Origin of the sequence: Collinsella aerofaciens (assembly GCF_002736145.1) — a bacterium.
Lineage (GTDB): Bacteria > Actinomycetota > Coriobacteriia > Coriobacteriales > Coriobacteriaceae > Collinsella > Collinsella aerofaciens_A.
On the sequence record NZ_CP024160.1, the window covers coordinates 256,914 to 271,918 of the forward strand.

The 15,005-nt window shown below is 59.6% G+C and carries 14 protein-coding genes; 8 read left to right on the top strand and 6 right to left on the bottom strand.

Going from position 1 to position 15,005, the window contains the following annotated elements; translation table 11 throughout:
• Positions 1-98: 98 nt before the first annotated feature.
• Both CSV91_RS01175 and pgi read left to right on the top strand, forming a co-directional pair.
• A complete protein-coding gene (locus tag CSV91_RS01175) occupies positions 99-623 on the top strand; it encodes an iron-containing alcohol dehydrogenase (RefSeq protein ID WP_099431475.1) in 525 nt (174 codons plus the stop codon).
• A 199-nt stretch (positions 624-822) separates the two neighbouring features.
• Positions 823-2,517, top strand: a complete 1,695-nt coding sequence (gene pgi, locus CSV91_RS01180; protein WP_099431476.1) for a glucose-6-phosphate isomerase — start codon at positions 823-825, stop codon at positions 2,515-2,517.
• A 101-nt stretch (positions 2,518-2,618) separates the two neighbouring features.
• On the opposite strand, the gene CSV91_RS01185 is transcribed toward pgi, so the two are convergent.
• From CSV91_RS01185 to CSV91_RS01195, 3 genes are all read right to left on the bottom strand, one after another.
• Positions 2,619-3,929, bottom strand: a complete 1,311-nt coding sequence (locus CSV91_RS01185) for a type IV secretory system conjugative DNA transfer family protein (RefSeq protein WP_099431477.1) — start codon at positions 3,927-3,929, stop codon at positions 2,619-2,621.
• Complete coding sequence (locus CSV91_RS01190) at positions 3,922-4,539, bottom strand: ATP-dependent Clp protease proteolytic subunit (RefSeq protein WP_099431478.1); 618 nt, start codon at positions 4,537-4,539, stop codon at positions 3,922-3,924. The genes CSV91_RS01185 and CSV91_RS01190 overlap by 8 nt, the downstream gene beginning before the upstream one ends.
• A gap of 63 nt (positions 4,540-4,602) precedes the next feature.
• Positions 4,603-5,646 (bottom strand): hypothetical protein, encoded by a 1,044-nt coding sequence (locus CSV91_RS01195; RefSeq protein ID WP_147579360.1) that lies wholly within the window; start codon positions 5,644-5,646, stop codon positions 4,603-4,605.
• Between the two features lie 333 nt (positions 5,647-5,979).
• Between CSV91_RS01195 and CSV91_RS01200 the strand changes: the two genes are divergently transcribed.
• From CSV91_RS01200 to CSV91_RS01210, 3 genes are all read left to right on the top strand, one after another.
• On the top strand, positions 5,980-6,822 hold the full coding sequence (locus CSV91_RS01200) for a Cof-type HAD-IIB family hydrolase (protein WP_099431480.1): 843 nt from the start codon (positions 5,980-5,982) through the stop codon (positions 6,820-6,822).
• 63 nt (positions 6,823-6,885) lie between these two features.
• Positions 6,886-7,545 (top strand): HAD family hydrolase, encoded by a 660-nt coding sequence (locus CSV91_RS01205; RefSeq protein WP_269148488.1) that lies wholly within the window; start codon positions 6,886-6,888, stop codon positions 7,543-7,545.
• A gap of 60 nt (positions 7,546-7,605) precedes the next feature.
• Positions 7,606-8,469 carry a PfkB family carbohydrate kinase gene (locus CSV91_RS01210; protein WP_099431482.1) on the top strand — a complete coding sequence of 288 codons (864 nt, stop codon included), beginning with the start codon at positions 7,606-7,608 and terminating at the stop codon, positions 8,467-8,469.
• 279 nt (positions 8,470-8,748) lie between these two features.
• On the opposite strand, the gene CSV91_RS01215 is transcribed toward CSV91_RS01210, so the two are convergent.
• A complete protein-coding gene (locus CSV91_RS01215; RefSeq protein WP_099431483.1) occupies positions 8,749-9,531 on the bottom strand; it encodes a TatD family hydrolase in 783 nt (260 codons plus the stop codon).
• 14 nt (positions 9,532-9,545) lie between these two features.
• Complete coding sequence (locus tag CSV91_RS01220; protein ID WP_099431484.1) at positions 9,546-10,340, bottom strand: tRNA threonylcarbamoyladenosine dehydratase; 795 nt, start codon at positions 10,338-10,340, stop codon at positions 9,546-9,548.
• 300 nt (positions 10,341-10,640) lie between these two features.
• Here CSV91_RS01220 and CSV91_RS01225 point away from each other — a divergent pair, with 300 nt between their 5' ends.
• The 3 genes from CSV91_RS01225 (at position 10,641) to ettA (ending at position 13,480) form a co-directional block, all read left to right on the top strand.
• The gene (locus tag CSV91_RS01225) at positions 10,641-10,919 is read left to right on the top strand and encodes an autorepressor SdpR family transcription factor (protein WP_022094448.1); all 279 of its coding nucleotides are present in this window, start codon (positions 10,641-10,643) and stop codon (positions 10,917-10,919) included.
• A complete protein-coding gene (locus CSV91_RS01230; protein WP_099431485.1) occupies positions 10,912-11,616 on the top strand; it encodes an SdpI family protein in 705 nt (234 codons plus the stop codon). Before CSV91_RS01225 ends, CSV91_RS01230 begins: the two co-directional genes overlap by 8 nt.
• Positions 11,617-11,800: 184 nt before the next feature.
• The gene (gene ettA, locus CSV91_RS01235) at positions 11,801-13,480 is read left to right on the top strand and encodes an energy-dependent translational throttle protein EttA (protein WP_099431486.1); all 1,680 of its coding nucleotides are present in this window, start codon (positions 11,801-11,803) and stop codon (positions 13,478-13,480) included.
• A 214-nt stretch (positions 13,481-13,694) separates the two neighbouring features.
• Here the strand turns inward: ettA and CSV91_RS01240 are convergent, their stop codons facing one another.
• On the bottom strand, positions 13,695-15,002 hold the full coding sequence (locus tag CSV91_RS01240) for a hypothetical protein (RefSeq protein WP_099431487.1): 1,308 nt from the start codon (positions 15,000-15,002) through the stop codon (positions 13,695-13,697).
• Positions 15,003-15,005 lie beyond the last annotated feature (3 nt).

Consider the following 15,005-nt stretch of genomic DNA (forward strand, 5'->3'; position numbering starts at 1 on the left):
GCAGCCCTAAAGAGCGCGAAACAGCTCGGAAAAGCTCGCTTCGTAGCATGGGCCTAATGATCGGTACCACCTACATGCACGGAAGGGTTGTGGAAACGATGGTCAACTACGGGTTTGGTATGCCGACGCGCCTTGTTGCGGATGGAGACGTGGCTCGCTGGTGCGGGCGATTAGTCGCTCACTACGGCGGTACCAAGGCGTTGGTCGTGCTGGGCGGTGACAAACATACGCGTGATGAGCTTGTTTCGGCGGCACTCGGCTCGCTTGATCGAGCTCTGCTCGAGCGCGTGCTGTTTCGTTGCGGCTCGGTTGAGGGCGACGGGGGAGACGAGCTGATCGACGAAGCCGTGGCCCTGGCGACCGACGAAGGCGTGGACTTTGTCTTGGCGATTGGCGATGCCGATACTGCTGGCTTTGCACGCGAACTCGCGCGTCGCATGGCAGCGCTCGATGTCGGCGAAGACGGTTTTGTTCCCTACGGATGCATCGTCTCCGAGGGAAAAGTGCCCGCCGTTGTGGGTGCCGGCGAGGTTCCCGTTTTCGCCATCATCGCGCCCGAACTGCTGGAGGGCATTGGGTCTCCTCTGCGTGAGTTGCTCGGCAGCGTGTGCGCCGCGGCCTAATATTTGGCATAAAGGGTTAGGTTATTTTTGATTGGTAAAGCGTTTGACCTGCCAAAATAAACCTGTCCCTTTTTGGTCGGTTGCCGTTTGGGGGCCGATTGGCAACGCTCGCTGATTATAGTCTTGACCTGCGCTAGAATAGTGGCATCTGAATGTCCGGGCGCATGGAGGCGTGCGCTCGTATGCTGAGGAGGACTCTATGGCAACTGTTGCCGCACCCATCGACGCTACGTCGACCGCCGCTTGGAAGGCGCTCGAGGCCCATCAGGAGAAGCTCGAGGCCGAGGGCATCGACCTCAAGGCCTGGTTCGCCGCTGACGCCGACCGCGTGAACAAGCTGAGCTTTGACGCCGGCGACCTTCACTTCGATCTGTCCAAGAACCTGGTGACCGATGAGACCGTCAAGCTGCTGTGCGATCTTGCCCGCGAGGTGAAGCTCGAGGAGCGCCGCGACGCCATGTTCTCCGGCGAGCACATCAACACCACCGAGGACCGCGCCGTCCTGCACACCGCGCTGCGCCGTCCGGCAAGCGAGAAGGGCCAGCTCATCGTTGACGGCCAGGATGTCGTCGCCGACGTGCACGAGGTCCTCGATCGCATGTATGCCTTCGCCGAGCGCGTGCGCTCCGGTGAGTGGAAGGGCGTTACCGGCAAGAAGATCGAGCACCTGGTGTCCATCGGCATCGGCGGCTCCGATCTGGGCCCGGTCATGGCTTACGAGGCTCTGCGTCCCTATGCCGACGCCGGTATCGACTGCCGCTATATCTCCAACATCGACCCCAACGACCAGGCCGAGAAGCTCAAAGGTTTGGATCCCGAGACCACGCTCGTGATCATCGTCTCTAAGACCTTCACCACGCTCGAGACCCTCACCAACGCTCGCGAGGTCAAGACCTGGATGCTCGAGCAGCTCAAGGCTCAGGGCGCCATCGACGGCTCCGATGAGCAGAACGCCGAGGCCGTGGCTAAGCACTTCGTTGCCGTTTCCACCGCTCTCGACAAGGTCGAGGCCTTCGGCATCGACCCTGCCAACGCCTTTGGTTTCTGGAACTGGGTCGGCGGTCGCTATTCTGTCGACTCCGCCGTGGGTCTGTCGCTGATCGTTGTGCTCGGCCCCGAGCGCTTCCAGCAGTTCCTCGAGGGCTTCCACGCTATCGACGAGTACTTCTGCAACACGCCGCTCGAGAACAATGCCGTCGCGCTGATGGGCCTGTTCAACGTCTGGTACGTCAACTTCTTCGGTTCCAAGAGCCATGCCGTGCTGCCGTACTGCCAGTACCTGCACCGTTTCCCGGCCTACCTGCAGCAGCTCACCATGGAGTCCAACGGCAAGCACGTCCGCTGGGACGGCAGCGCTGTGACCTCCGATACCGGTGAGATCTTCTGGGGCGAGCCCGGTACCAACGGTCAGCACGCCTTCTACCAGCTGCTGCACCAGGGCACCGTGGTGGTCCCGGCCGACTTTATCGCTTTCGCCAACACTGCCAACCCCGCAACCGACGGCGGCCAGGACGTGCACGAGCTGTTCCTGGGCAACTTCCTGGCCCAGACCAAGGCGCTTGCCTTTGGTAAGACGGCCGACGAGGTCCGTGCCGAGGGCACGCCCGAGCAGATCGTCCCGGCCCGCTGCTTTGAGGGTAACCGTCCGACGACCTCGATCTTTGGCGACACGCTGACCCCGTTCGCACTCGGCGAGCTCATCGCCCTGTACGAGCACATCACGTTTGTCGAGGGCACGGTCTGGGGCATCGACTCCTACGACCAGTGGGGCGTCGAGCTGGGCAAGCAGCTTGCCAAGCAGATCACCCCGGCCTTCCATGACGACGCCGCCAAGGCCGAGCAGGACGCTTCGACCCAGGCGCTCATCGAGTTCTACCGCGCTCATCGCAAGTAGGATTCGCTGCGATAAGTAACGCATAGCTGACAAGGGCCCGTATCCGTTGGGATGCGGGCCCTTGCTGTTTGTGGTCGAGCGTGGCGGACTGCACGGCGTTGTTAATGGGCGAATTCGACCCGGGTGGTGTCTCGCTGCGCTTCGGGCAGTTCCCCGTACAGCGGATGGTCTTCGAGCCTAAAGCGTTCGACCTGCTCGGGGGCGCGACCGCGCACAAAGAGCCATGAGCGATCGATCGGCGTCGCCATAAGCGTGCTGGGCAATGCGTCGGCTCGGTCGGAAAACACTCGGGCGCTCTCGGGGTCTTGGAACGCCAGCACCAGATGCGTGTCGCAGTTGCCCATGATGGAGCGTGCGCGTGCCTCGCCATAGAGCGCATCGAGCTGGTTGGTCGACTGCAGCAGCAGCGTTGCCCAGATGTTGCGGCTTCGGATAATCGAGAGCACGTTGTCGATCTGGGGGATCTGCAGATTTGCGAAGTCATCGAGCATAAAGCGCACGGGTACGGGCAGGCTGCCGTCGGGCTGCCTATCGGCCTCACGAATGAGGCCCATAAACGCCTGCGAAATAAAGAGGCCGGTCAGCGGATCGAGATTGCGGTCAATATCGCTCACGGTTACAAACAGGGCGCGGGGGGTGTGTCCCATGGAAGCGAAGTCCACCTGATGGCACTCACGATAGAGCTGTGCCGCACCGTCGAATCCCAGACACATGACCTTTTCGGCAAGGATGCCGACGATGCTCGCGTGCATGCGCTCGGCATTTTGCGTAATGGCGTAGCGCCGCCATAGCGAGAGGGCATAGCTTTGGGGGTCGGTCGTGATCAGGTCGTCAAACAATCGACCCGTGGCGCCGTCCTGCAGGTGCTCGATCAGCTTGATGACCGAGCTGATCGTCTGCTCGTCGGCGGGTAGCTGTTCGGTGGCGTAGGCAATAAGACACGACAGCAGGTTTGCCGCCGCATGATCCCAAAAAGGCTGGTTGTTGTCCTCGATGGGGCAGATGGCCTTTGCCACCGAGAGGATGTCCTGCTGGTTGGGCCTGCCGTCCGCCTTGCGGCGAATGTGCCTCAGGGGGTTGTAGCCGCAGCGCTCGATACCGGGCGCAAGGGCCGGGACGGTGTTGAGGTCGGCGAAGTTGAGGCATTGCACGCGGTAACCGTGGGCTGCCAGCACGGGTCCCACTTCGCGACAGAGCGTGCCTTTGGTGTCGAGCACGATGTAGCTTGCGTTCATTTGCAGCAGGTTGGGCTTGAGGACGTTTCGGGTCTTGCCGGCTCCCGAGGGGCCGATCACAAGTGCGTTGTTATTGAGTCCCGTTTGGCGGGTGTCGCAGGAAAGCGTTCGATCCTTGGCGAGGATGGTGGACGATGCGGACCCAGATGCGGCGACGCGGCTGGCGAGGTTAGACATGGGCGACCTCCTTGGTGGTCGAGAGGATTTCGTGGGCAAAGCCGAGCTCGACGGCGCGCTCGGCCGAAAGGTAGGTGTCTTTTGCAGTGAGGGACTGGATGCGCTTGGGCGTGAGGCCGCTGCGGTCCGAGAGGATTTGCGTGAGGGTCTTGCGGGTCTGCATGAGACGCCGGCTGGTTTCCTGCAGCGCAAGTGCCGAGCCGCCTGCCCCCTGGGGGATCAGCGGGTCGTGAATCATGAGCTCTGCATGGGGCGCCATACGGCGATCGTCGCCGCCCATAAAGATCACGGCGCCCATGGACGCGGCGAATTCCAGGCAGACGGTGCGGATGGGGCACGATGCGAGGCGCATGGCGTCATAGATCGCAAGACCCGCTCGCACGCTTCCGCCGGCGCTGGCGACAAATATGGTGATGGGGCGGCTGGGGTCGGTGGCATCGAGCAGGCGGATCTGCTGGCATAGGTCGTGGGCCATCGGGGTTTCGATGTCTCCCATGACGGAGAGCTCGCGACGGGCGAGCATCTCATCGTAAATGCTGGTGAGCGTGATACCTCGGGCGGATTCACGCATGGTGAGGGGGCTGATGATGGGGGAATGATTGGTGTCCATGAGGACTCCTTTCTGTTGGTTGTGTTGTGGAATAGGATTGTTGCCCGCGGAGGGGCTGGCGGGCTACAGGATTCGTCCGAGCCTGAGATCGAGCTCGGTTGTGGGGCAGGCTGCCTGTTCGTGCGGCTCGCAAGCGCCAAGGGCTCCAAAGCGATAGAGCGTTGCGGCGGGCGTGGTGTAGGCGAGCCGCAGCTGATGCTCGACAGGGGCACATCCGTCATTTTTGTAATGAGCCGCGTAGTACTGCGCGATGCTGGCGTTCATCTCGCTGCCATTGCGATGGCGCTCAAACTGGCGTCTGCAGGTCTCGATGATCTTTGCTACCGACTTGGGTGCCGTCGCGGGAACAAGGGCGAGATAGCCCTCAAATAGCTCGTTGATGCTCAGGAGGCACAGCAGGTCGATCAGCGTCCTTATGGCTGCTCCCTCGGCGGAAAAATGCGCGGTCATGCGGTTATATCGGTTGCGGTCGACGATGGCCGCATGGGGTCTTGGATTCTTCCCCGTGGTCCCGGGCTTTTGCCGCGCCTGTGTATTGAGCTCGACGTTGCAGCGCTTGAGGCCGTCCAACGGAAGGAACAGTGCAGTGCGCAGGGTGTTCCGCTTGCTTTCGAGTTCATGACGCTCGTCGGGTTCCCATTCGAGCTTGAGTTTCGTGTCGAGCGCCGTAAGCATATGGGCTAGGCAGCCTACGGTAAGAACGTACGAATCGTTGTCGCGTTTTGGGGCATAGGGGTCTGTCAGCTTGCGAATGTCGGGGTCGCCCATGATCTTTGTGCAGCGCTTCAGCAGTTGAGGGTGGTCGGCCAAGATCGTCGCGAGCGGTAGCGACGCGTAGTTCTTGATGGTCGCGGCGGCAAAGGCGGCGTCATATTCGTTTGCATATGCTCGCTCAATGCGGGCATCCAGAATGCTTTTCTTATCGCCGTCTTCAGCGTGGTGGTTTGTCATAGCTTCTCCAATCGGTTGATGTTCGTGCTGTTTGTTGATGTGTTGGTTGCCGTGAGTGATGTGCTTGCCGTGGGTGATGTGCTGACGTTGGGGTGCTATGCGGTTTTCAATGAGCCCGTGAGGCAGTTGCTGCAGGGGCGGGATGGAACGGCCCATGCAAGGCGGAAGGCATCGTGCTCAAAATCGAGACAGCAATGCCCTGGGTGCCTCACATGTGGCAGTTACCTCATTAAGTTGTCATTGCGTTTGGGGTTGTACTTTGCCGATCTTCCTTCTCTTACACGCTAAAACTCAAACTTCATATGCTCGATCTACTTAAAACCGCAACGGCGGTCTTTTATCAACTTATATGTCGGAACGCGTCTTTGCAAGTACTTTTTTGCCTTTGTTTCAAATGGGGTGGTTTTGCAACCGTCATGCGCGCGCTGTGCGAACGTGCCCCGGCTCGGATAAGATAGTGCGCGATAAAAACGATGCAAGGAGGCATATATGGCAATCAAAGCCATCGCAATGGATATCGACGGTACGCTCACCAACGACCAAAAGGTCATCAGCCCGCGTACGCGCGAGAAGCTGCTCGCGGCGCAGGAGTCGGGCATTAAGCTCATCTTGGCTTCGGGTCGTCCCGCATGGGGGCTGCACGCCTTGGCGCAGGAGCTCGACCTTCAAAACCATGACGGTCTGCTAGTTGCCTTTAATGGCGCACATGTGGTCGACGCTCAGACCGATGAGGTTCTTTTTGACCAGGCCATGCCGGCTGACGAGCTGCACCGTCTGATTGATCATCTGCGCAATTTCGACGTGATTCCCATGATCTCGCTCGGTCGGGACCTGCACGTCGTGGACTCGTATCGCTGCATGATCACGCTGCCGGACGGTTCGCAGAAGAATATCGTCAAGTATGAGCGCGATGCGTGCGACCTTAAGATCCGTGAGGTCGAGAGCTTGCATGAGGTCGTGGACGCTTGTTCCGTGGACAAGCTACTGACGGCGGGCGATCCAGCCTACCTGCAGGCGCATTACGAGGAGATGTATGCGCCCTTTAAGCAGACGCTTTCGGGCATGTTTACGGCCGACTGGTACTTTGAGTACACGGCGCCCGGTATCGACAAGGCCCGTGCGCTCGAGGGTGCCCTGCCCAAGCTCGGCATCGATGCCAGTGAGGTCGTATCGTTTGGCGACGGCCAGAACGACAAGTCCATGATTGAGTGGGCCGGCACAGGTGTAGCCATGGGCAACGCCGTCGATGAGGTTAAGGCAGTTGCCCAGATGGTGACCGCCAATAACAACGAAGACGGTATCGCGGTGGCGCTGGATAAGCTGCTGGGCTAGAATCGCCGATAATGCATAGTTCGGGCGCCTGCGTACAGGCGCCCTTTTGTTAGGGAGGGTGCCGTGTCCGCATTTCCGTTCGACGCCGTTATCTTTGACATGGACGGCGTCATTGTCGATACCGAGTATTACTACCTGGGCGAGACTGCCGCGTTTGCCAAGGAGCTTGGGTTGAACCTAACCCAAGAGGAGCTGAACGGGCAGGTCGGTACCTCGCATCAGTTCTTTCTCCGCATGCTGGTCGATTGGTTTGAGCGTGCCGGTAAGGGGCATTTCACTGGCGAGGAAGCGTTGGCCCGTTGGGATGAGTGGGCGCATAAACGTCCGCGCGACTATCAGGCTTTGATTAACCCAGGCGCCGTGGATACGATTCGAGAGCTGCCGCGCCGCGGCGTTCGCGTGGCGCTTGCCAGCTCGTCTCCCATGGATAGCATCGAGGAAGTGCTCAATGCGTGTGGGCTATCAGATGCCTTTGAGTATGTGGTGAGCGGCGAACAGTTTAAGGAGAGCAAGCCCGAGCCCGACATCTACCTGCATGCGCTGGACCTGCTGGGGCTGCCCGCGAATCGCTGCTGCTGCGTTGAGGATTCGGTGCCTGGCATCACTGCCGGCAAGCGAGCCGGCCTGACAGTCATTGCCAAGCGCGAGGAGCGCTTTGGCTTTAGCCAGGATGCCGCGGACAAGATTATCGACCAGCTGCCGGATTTGCTGGAACTCGCGTAGGGCCAGGGTGGCACGGCAGCCATTACAGCGATCTCGTTAGGACGAGAGGGGAGCGGTGCTATGACATTTAACGTTAGCGCTCTTGGGTTTGGCGATAACGTCGTCGATCGCTACGAGCATATCCACACTATGTATCCGGGTGGCAATGCGGTGAACTTTGCCGTGTATGCCAAGAAGTGCGGGGCTGCGCGCTCCGCGTATGTGGGTATCTTTGGAAACGACGCCGCGGCCGAGCATGTCATCGCGAGCCTTGAGGACGAGGGCGTCGAGCTCGCCAAATGTAAACAACTCATCGGCGAGAACGGCGCGGCTCGTGTTACCGTGGTCGATGGTGACCGCGTGTTTCTGGGATCTAACGAGGGCGGCATCCGTGGTGATGCGCGCTATGTGCTCGATCGTTTTGATCTGGCATATATGAAGCAGTTCGATGTGGTCCATTCGGGTAACTACTGCTTTACCGAGCGTGAGCTGCCTAAGCTGAAGGCGTCGGGTATTACCGTTTCGTTTGACTTCTCGGATGATTCGACCGATGAGTACTACGAGCAGATCGCTCCGTACGTCGACTTTGCTTTCTTTAGTGCGGCAGACGCCGCGAGCGAGGACGAGATTCGCGAGCGTCTGGCATGGGTGAAGAGCCTAGGTCCGCGTTTTGTATCGGCAACGGCTGGCGCTGAGGGCTGCATTGCCTACGATGGCGAGCGTTATTACCGCCAACTGGCTAAACCGGTAACGGATATGAAGGACACCATGGGTGCGGGTGACTCGTTCCTCACCTCGTTTTTGATGTGCTATCTCGATTCCGCCAAGCGTGGTGAGGATGGCGCCGAGGCCATCGAGCGCGCGCTCGACTTTGCTGCCGGGTTTGCCTCGACCGTGTGCGGCATGGAAGGCTCTTGGGGCCACGGAGCGCCGATTTTTGAATAGTTGAGCGGTCCCGGGAAGTCGAATTGTTGTCTTCCCGGGACCCTGTGGGCAAAAAATGCCAAATATGAGTACTGTAACTATTTTAGTAACAGCAAAATCAAGCCTTTGAGGCCCTAGCTGAGTGCCTGGGAGCGATAAAAGCCTGTTTTAAACGGCTTTAGCCATGCTAAAACGCCTAGATAATGAACGGCTGTGCATTATCTAGGCGTTCATTTGTCGCAAAATAATGCTACTAGCATTGCAACAGTACTCATATTTGGTGTTTTTTGCCCACCGGGGTCATTGGAAGTCAAATATGGAGCGCGAATTTGCCAAAACGATCGATTCGACGCCCTCCGCGGCGCAGTTTTTAAGTTCGGCGATGTGCCGGGAGACGCTTTTTAGCGATGTGATGAGCTGCCGTGCGTTTATATCTGCTTGCGCTTCGGCTGGAGCGTCGGTTTCGAGTAGCAGGCGGTCGAGTGGGATCTGTCGGGCGTATTCGCGACCGCGTTTGGTAGCGAGCATCCGCTCGTTCACGGAAAAATAGCAGCCTGCGTTTCGCGCGCGGACGAACTCGTTCGAGGTGCCGCTAAACCAGTGGAAGATGATGGCGGGGGAGTTGGGGCTTGGGGTGAGTAATCCATATGACTCAAGGGCGTCCAGTACGGTTCCTGCCGAACGAACAGCGTGAATTGATATCACGCGCCCGGCGAGAGGGTGCTGCACGAGTGCATCGCAGAGACGGTCAAGCGCCTGTATTTGAAGCGGTTCGCTTCCGGCAAAGCGCGCGGAAAAGTCGAGTCCTACCTCGCCAATTAAGCGCTCTTGCGCAGCGACCTCGCAAAGCAGATTGATTTCGGCGGTTCCGCATCGCCCGTCGGCGAGCCACCAGGGGTGGAGGCCGATGCCGGCAAAGATATTTGAACGGTTGCAAGCGCGCTTCTTGGCGCGCGCAAAGTCGCGCGGATCGACGCCGCAGTCAAAGAGACCCATGCCCAGTGCCGTCGCCTCGTCGGCAACGGCGTCCGGGTGAGCCATTAAATCAAGGTGACAGTGCGCGTCAAATAACTGCGGTGCCATTGCTGCGCGTCTCGTTAATCTAGGCGCTGGCCGTCGGCGCGCACATGCTCGCACCCGCGCCCGCTGACCTGGCGGATAACCTCGCCGGCGATCATCTGTCCCATGATGGGCGGCATAAAACTGGCAGTTCCCAGCTCGGTGCGCTCGTGGATGTTGGAAGGGTCGCGGGGCTGTGTCTTAACCGATTCCTCGCAGCTAAACAGTACATGTAGGCTCTTGATTCCGCGCTTCTTACATTCTTTGCGCATAATGCGGCTCATGGGGTCACGTACCGTATCGAAAATATCGGCAAAGCGGAGACACTCGGGATGGAGCTTGTTGGCCCCGCCCATGGAGCTAACCAAACGAATGTCGTGGTCCTGAGCATATTTGGCAATGGTGAGCTTGGCCGAGATGGTGTCGATGGCGTCGACGACGTAGTCGAGCTTGCCGTCCGTCTGCTCCAAAACGCTCGAAAAGAACTCGTCGATGTTGTCGCTCAGCAGGTATTCAGTGCGCTTGATGACGGTGGCGGCAGGATTGATATCGTGGATCATGGCTTCCATCACGTCAACCTTGCGCTTGCCGACGGTGCTGTGAAAGGCGATGGCTTGGCGATTGATATTGCTGGGCGCGATGATGTCCTTGTCCAGAATGACGAAATGACCGATGCCGCCGCGGGCGAGTGCCTCGCAGCAGTTGGAGCCCACGCCTCCGCAGCCGAGCACCAGCACCGTAGCATCGGCGAGCTTATCGAGTGCCTCGCGGCCCATGATGATCTCGAGCTTGGTGTCGCGTGTCTCGACGAGAGCGGCAGCGGTTTCGGTCATAGACATCCTCCGATGGGGAAGCGAATCGTGTTTTAGCTATTGCCATTATAGGTGTTATCGCGATTCCATTTGAGCCCTTGGGCTTGTTGAAATGGGGTCGGGGTTCGCATAAGATTGAAGCAGATGGCACCCGTTGCAGCGGGTTGGCCAACTCCAAAACACGTTTGTAGCGTGAGAAGTGGCCGTCTTCGCATTACGCGGGGGCGGCTATTTTTTTTGAGTGTAAGATTAGATAGTTAGACAAACATCTAAATATTGAGTATAGTGTGCGCGTCATGAGAGATGATGAGAGGGGGTCTTATGCCGGGAGAGGGTTTTAAGGCGCTTGCCGATCCAACGCGACGGCGCATTTTGGAGTTGCTGCGCGAGGGCAATTGCACGGCGGGGGAGCTTGCCGAGCATTTCGATATCAGTAAGCCGTCGCTGAGTCATCACTTGGCGACGCTCAAAAACGCCGGGTTGGTGACCGACGAGCGCCATGGCCAAAACATCGTATACAGCTTAAACACCACCGTCATGCAGGATTTGATTGGCTGGTTTATGGGCTTTACAAACACGGAAGGTGATAAGGATGAATAACGAAAACAAGGGCATTCACCCCACGGGGGTATCGTCGCGCGTGTGGATTGCGCTGGTCGCTCTGTGCGTCGCCAATGTCGTAGCGCACCTCATGGTGATGCCGAGCTTGCCTGCGCAGATTCCCACGCACTGGGGCGCGAACGGCGCCGTCGACGGTTGGGGTCCTAGCTGGATGGCCTCCGCGCTCGGCGTGCTGCCTCTGGCGCTTCTCGCAATGTTCTGCGTGGTGCCGCGCATCGACCCCAAAGGTGAGGCATATCGAACCTCGGGCAAGTTCTACCAGGGCTTCGTAATCGCCTTCACCTTGTTCATGTGCGCCATAAGCTGGCTGGGAGAGCTTACGGTCTGGGGCGTGGTGCCGGCGGTCGGTTCGGTTAACGTGCTGATTTCCGGTGTTGTCGGTTTGCTGTTCATCGGCGTAGGCAACTACTTGCCGCGTGTGAAGCAGAACTATACGCTCGGTATCAAGACACCCTGGGCGCTTGCCGATCCCGAGAACTGGCGCCGTACGCAGCGTTTTGGCGGCTCCTGCTTTATGGTGCTGGGTATTGGCCTGATTGTGATGGGCGTGGCAGGCAGCGTGCTTTCGAGTGAAGTCGTCGCCGCGGTGATTGCGGTTCTGGCGTTTGGTTCGGTTGGAGCCGTCTACGTCTACTCGTATCTGTTGTGGCGCAAATCGCAGCGAGCCGCTCGTTAAGGTTGCGGAAAACTAGCGTACGCAGTTCATAGTATGTTCCGGGGGACTTTTCCCAGGTAGTATTAGGGGGTGTGGGCAACCATGCCCCTTTTTCGTTAAGTTTCAGAGCTGGTTTCCTCATTTCGTTTCTACTAAAGCGAAACAAGAATAGGGAAACAGCAGGTAGAAAGGATAAAACAGGCAAATGGCGGAGTTTATCTACCAGATGTATCAGGCTCGCAAGGCTCATGGCGACAAGGTGATCCTTGACGATGTGACCTTGAGCTTCTATCCCGGTGCGAAGATCGGCGTCGTGGGACCCAACGGTATGGGCAAGTCGACCCTGCTCAAGATCATGGCCGGTATCGAGGAGGTCTCCAACGGCGATGCCAGGCTCACTCCAGGCTACACCGTGGGCATCCTGCAGCAGGAGCCGCCGCTCGATGACGACAAGACCGTTATCGAGAACGTGCGCATGGCGTTTGGCGACATGATCGCCAAGGTCGATCGCTTCAACAAGATCGGCGAGGAGATGTGCGACCCGGACTGCGACATGGACGCCCTCATGGCCGAGATGGGCAAGCTCCAGGACGAGATCGATGCCGCCGACGGCTGGGATATCGATTCCAAGCTCGGCCAGGCCATGGACGCCCTGCAGCTGCCCGATTCCGACATGCCGGTTAACGTGCTCTCTGGCGGCGAGCGTCGCCGCGTGGCCCTGTGCAAGCTGCTGCTCGAGGCTCCCGATCTGCTGCTGCTCGACGAGCCCACGAACCACCTGGACGCCGAGTCGATCCTGTGGCTCGAGCACTTCCTGCACAACTACCAGGGCGCGGTGCTTGCCGTCACGCACGATCGCTACTTCCTGGATAACGTTGCCGAGTGGATCTGCGAGGTCGACCGCGGTCACCTTTATCCCTACAAGGGCAACTACTCCACGTATCTGGAGACCAAGGCCGCCCGTATCGAGGCGCAGGGCAACCGCGACGCCAAGCTCGCCAAGCGCATGGAGGCCGAGATCGAGTGGGTACGCAGCTCGCCCAAGGCTCGCCAGGCAAAGAACAAGGCCCGTCTGGCTCGCTACGAGGAGATGGAGGCCGAGGCCCGCGCAAGCCAGAAGCTCGACTGGACCGACATCCGCATCCCCGTGGGCCCGCGTCTGGGCAACAAGGTGCTCGAGGCCCATCACCTGCACAAGGAATTCGACGGTCGCGTGCTCATCGACGACCTTTCTTTCACCCTGCCGCGCAACGGCATTGTGGGCGTCATCGGCCCCAACGGTGTGGGCAAGACCACGCTGTTCAAGACCATCGTGGGCCTGGAGCCGCTGACTTCGGGCGAGCTCGAGGTGGGCGAGACCGTCAAGATCTCCTATGTCGATCAGAACCGTTCTGGCATCGATCCCGATAAGAACCTGTGGGAGGTCGTCTCGGACGGCCTGGACCACATGATGGTCGGCGAGACCGAGGTTCCGAGCCGTGCTTATGTGGCGAGCTTTGGCTTTAAGGGTCAGGACCAGCAGAAGCGCGCCGGCGTACTCTCCGGTGGCGAGCGCAACCGTCTGAACCTGGCGCTTACGCTCAAGCAGGGCGGCAACCTGCTGCTCCTCGACGAGCCCACGAACGACCTCGACGTCGAGACGCTGTCCTCGCTCGAAGCGGCGCTGCTCGAGTTCCCGGGCTGCTCGGTGGTCATTAGCCACGACCGTATGTTCCTGGACCGTGTCGCCACGCACATTCTGGCGTGGGAGGGCACCGACGAGAACCCGGGCAACTGGTATTGGTTCGAGGGCAACTTCGAGGCCTATCAGGCCAACCGCATCGAGCGCCTAGGCGAGGACGCAGCCCAGCCGCATCGTATCCACCGTAAGCTGACGCGCGACTAGATCGTTACGCGGTTTTCCAAACCGCGTAACTGCTCGACGCTGCGCGGGTCGCAAGCACCCCATCTTGCCGTTCAAGCCGTCGCTCGCGTACCGAAGTACGCGTCGCTCCTCTTTCACGGCAACCTGGGGCACTTGCGGCCCGCTCGCTGTTGGTTACGCAACATCAACAAATAAAAACGGCTCAAATCCTGAATTGGATTTGAGCCGTTTGTCGTTACTGCTCGGATTCTTCGACTTTATCGATGGTCCAGGCGGCTCCGAGACCGCCGGCGGTGTTGCGGCGGATGCGCACGGTAACCTCGCGGCGCTCGCCGGCCTGCGTGTAGCGCAGGGGGAAGCTTGCGCGGTTTCGCACGGCCTCGATGGTACCGCGCTCGCGGGCGATCCAGTAGTACTCGCCGACGATGCCGAGCGTGTCGGCGCCGTAGGGGAGATAGGTCGACAGCTGGTGTAGCAACGGGCCGGGGCAGAAGACCTCGGTTGCGAAATCGACGGGGAAGTCCTCGGGGATGGTCGGTGCTGTGGGTGCGGGGGCCGGTGCTGCTGCGGGTACCGAAGCCGGTGCCGGTGCGGGAATTTGGTCATAGACAGGTGCGGATGCGGACTCGATGACGGGTGCAGACTCGGGCGCCGGTTCCGGCTTAACTGCGGAATCTGTCGGTTCCACGGAGACGGATGTGTCTTCAGTCTCGGTTTTGGCATCGGCTTGCGGGGCGTCCTCCGCCTCGATAGACGGCTTTGCCTCGACCGGTGTGGAGGCCATGGTGGTGATGCCGGCATTGGCGTTCTCGGGGTCATAGACGACCGTGAGCGAGATGGCGGGCTGCGGTGCCTCGGGCTCCGATGCCGCCTCGGTAGCGTCCTGTTCTGCGAGTTCTTCGGGCCGATCGTCCTTGGCCTCGTTGCCAAAGACATCGCTGTTTTGGAACGCAGGCGTCTCGGGTTGGTCAGCGGCTTCTTCGGTTGTCGACTTGGGCGCTTCGTTGAGCTCCACAGTTGCTTCCTGCTCGGATATGACTTCGGGATCGGTCGTGGCGGCGATTTCGGTTTCGGCTTCTGCTGTTACCTCAATAGCGACTTCGATCTCTGTCTCGGGCTCGGGTTCCGGAGCGACTTCGGCCACGGGCTCGGGCTCGGGACGCTTAACGTGCTTGGGGCGCACGGCCTTGAGGTCCTTCTCACCGCGTTTCTTCTTTTTGTAGGACTGCTTGGCGCCCTTGGCAGCCTTGGGCTTGTCCTCGCCCTTGGCAAGGGCGGTATCCCAGGCCTCGTTGGCGATGACCGTGGCATACAGACGACCGCCCTTAAAGACAGTCAGCTTAATGCAGTCGTCGAGTTCCTCGAGCAACTCGCGCGTGGACTCGAAGCCCAGGTCATAAGCAGTCATGTCGCCAGCGGCGAGAGCCTCTTCGACCTGCGTCATAAACGTTTGCTTGCCGCATCCAATCGCATCGCGCAGCAGGCGATACAGATAGATGTGGTTGCCCAGCGAAAGCGTGGGCCTAACTATTGTCTTGCTCATGGC

Bases quoted from the DNA above. Each gene is read 5' to 3' on its own strand.
- CSV91_RS01175 (WP_099431475.1), top strand. From the start codon at position 99: ATGGTCAACTACGGGTTTGGTATGCCGACGCGCCTTGTTGCGGATGGA.
- pgi (WP_099431476.1), top strand. From the start codon at position 823: ATGGCAACTGTTGCCGCACCCATCGACGCTACGTCGACCGCCGCTTGG.
- CSV91_RS01185 (WP_099431477.1), bottom strand. From the start codon at position 3,929: ATGTCTAACCTCGCCAGCCGCGTCGCCGCATCTGGGTCCGCATCGTCC.
- CSV91_RS01190 (WP_099431478.1), bottom strand. From the start codon at position 4,539: ATGGACACCAATCATTCCCCCATCATCAGCCCCCTCACCATGCGTGAA.
- CSV91_RS01195 (WP_147579360.1), bottom strand. From the start codon at position 5,646: ATGGGCCGTTCCATCCCGCCCCTGCAGCAACTGCCTCACGGGCTCATT.
- CSV91_RS01200 (WP_099431480.1), top strand. From the start codon at position 5,980: ATGGCAATCAAAGCCATCGCAATGGATATCGACGGTACGCTCACCAAC.
- CSV91_RS01210 (WP_099431482.1), top strand. From the start codon at position 7,606: ATGACATTTAACGTTAGCGCTCTTGGGTTTGGCGATAACGTCGTCGAT.
- CSV91_RS01215 (WP_099431483.1), bottom strand. From the start codon at position 9,531: ATGGCACCGCAGTTATTTGACGCGCACTGTCACCTTGATTTAATGGCT.
- CSV91_RS01220 (WP_099431484.1), bottom strand. From the start codon at position 10,340: ATGACCGAAACCGCTGCCGCTCTCGTCGAGACACGCGACACCAAGCTC.
- CSV91_RS01225 (WP_022094448.1), top strand. From the start codon at position 10,641: ATGCCGGGAGAGGGTTTTAAGGCGCTTGCCGATCCAACGCGACGGCGC.
- CSV91_RS01230 (WP_099431485.1), top strand. From the start codon at position 10,912: ATGAATAACGAAAACAAGGGCATTCACCCCACGGGGGTATCGTCGCGC.
- ettA (WP_099431486.1), top strand. From the start codon at position 11,801: ATGGCGGAGTTTATCTACCAGATGTATCAGGCTCGCAAGGCTCATGGC.
- CSV91_RS01240 (WP_099431487.1), bottom strand. From the start codon at position 15,002: ATGAGCAAGACAATAGTTAGGCCCACGCTTTCGCTGGGCAACCACATC.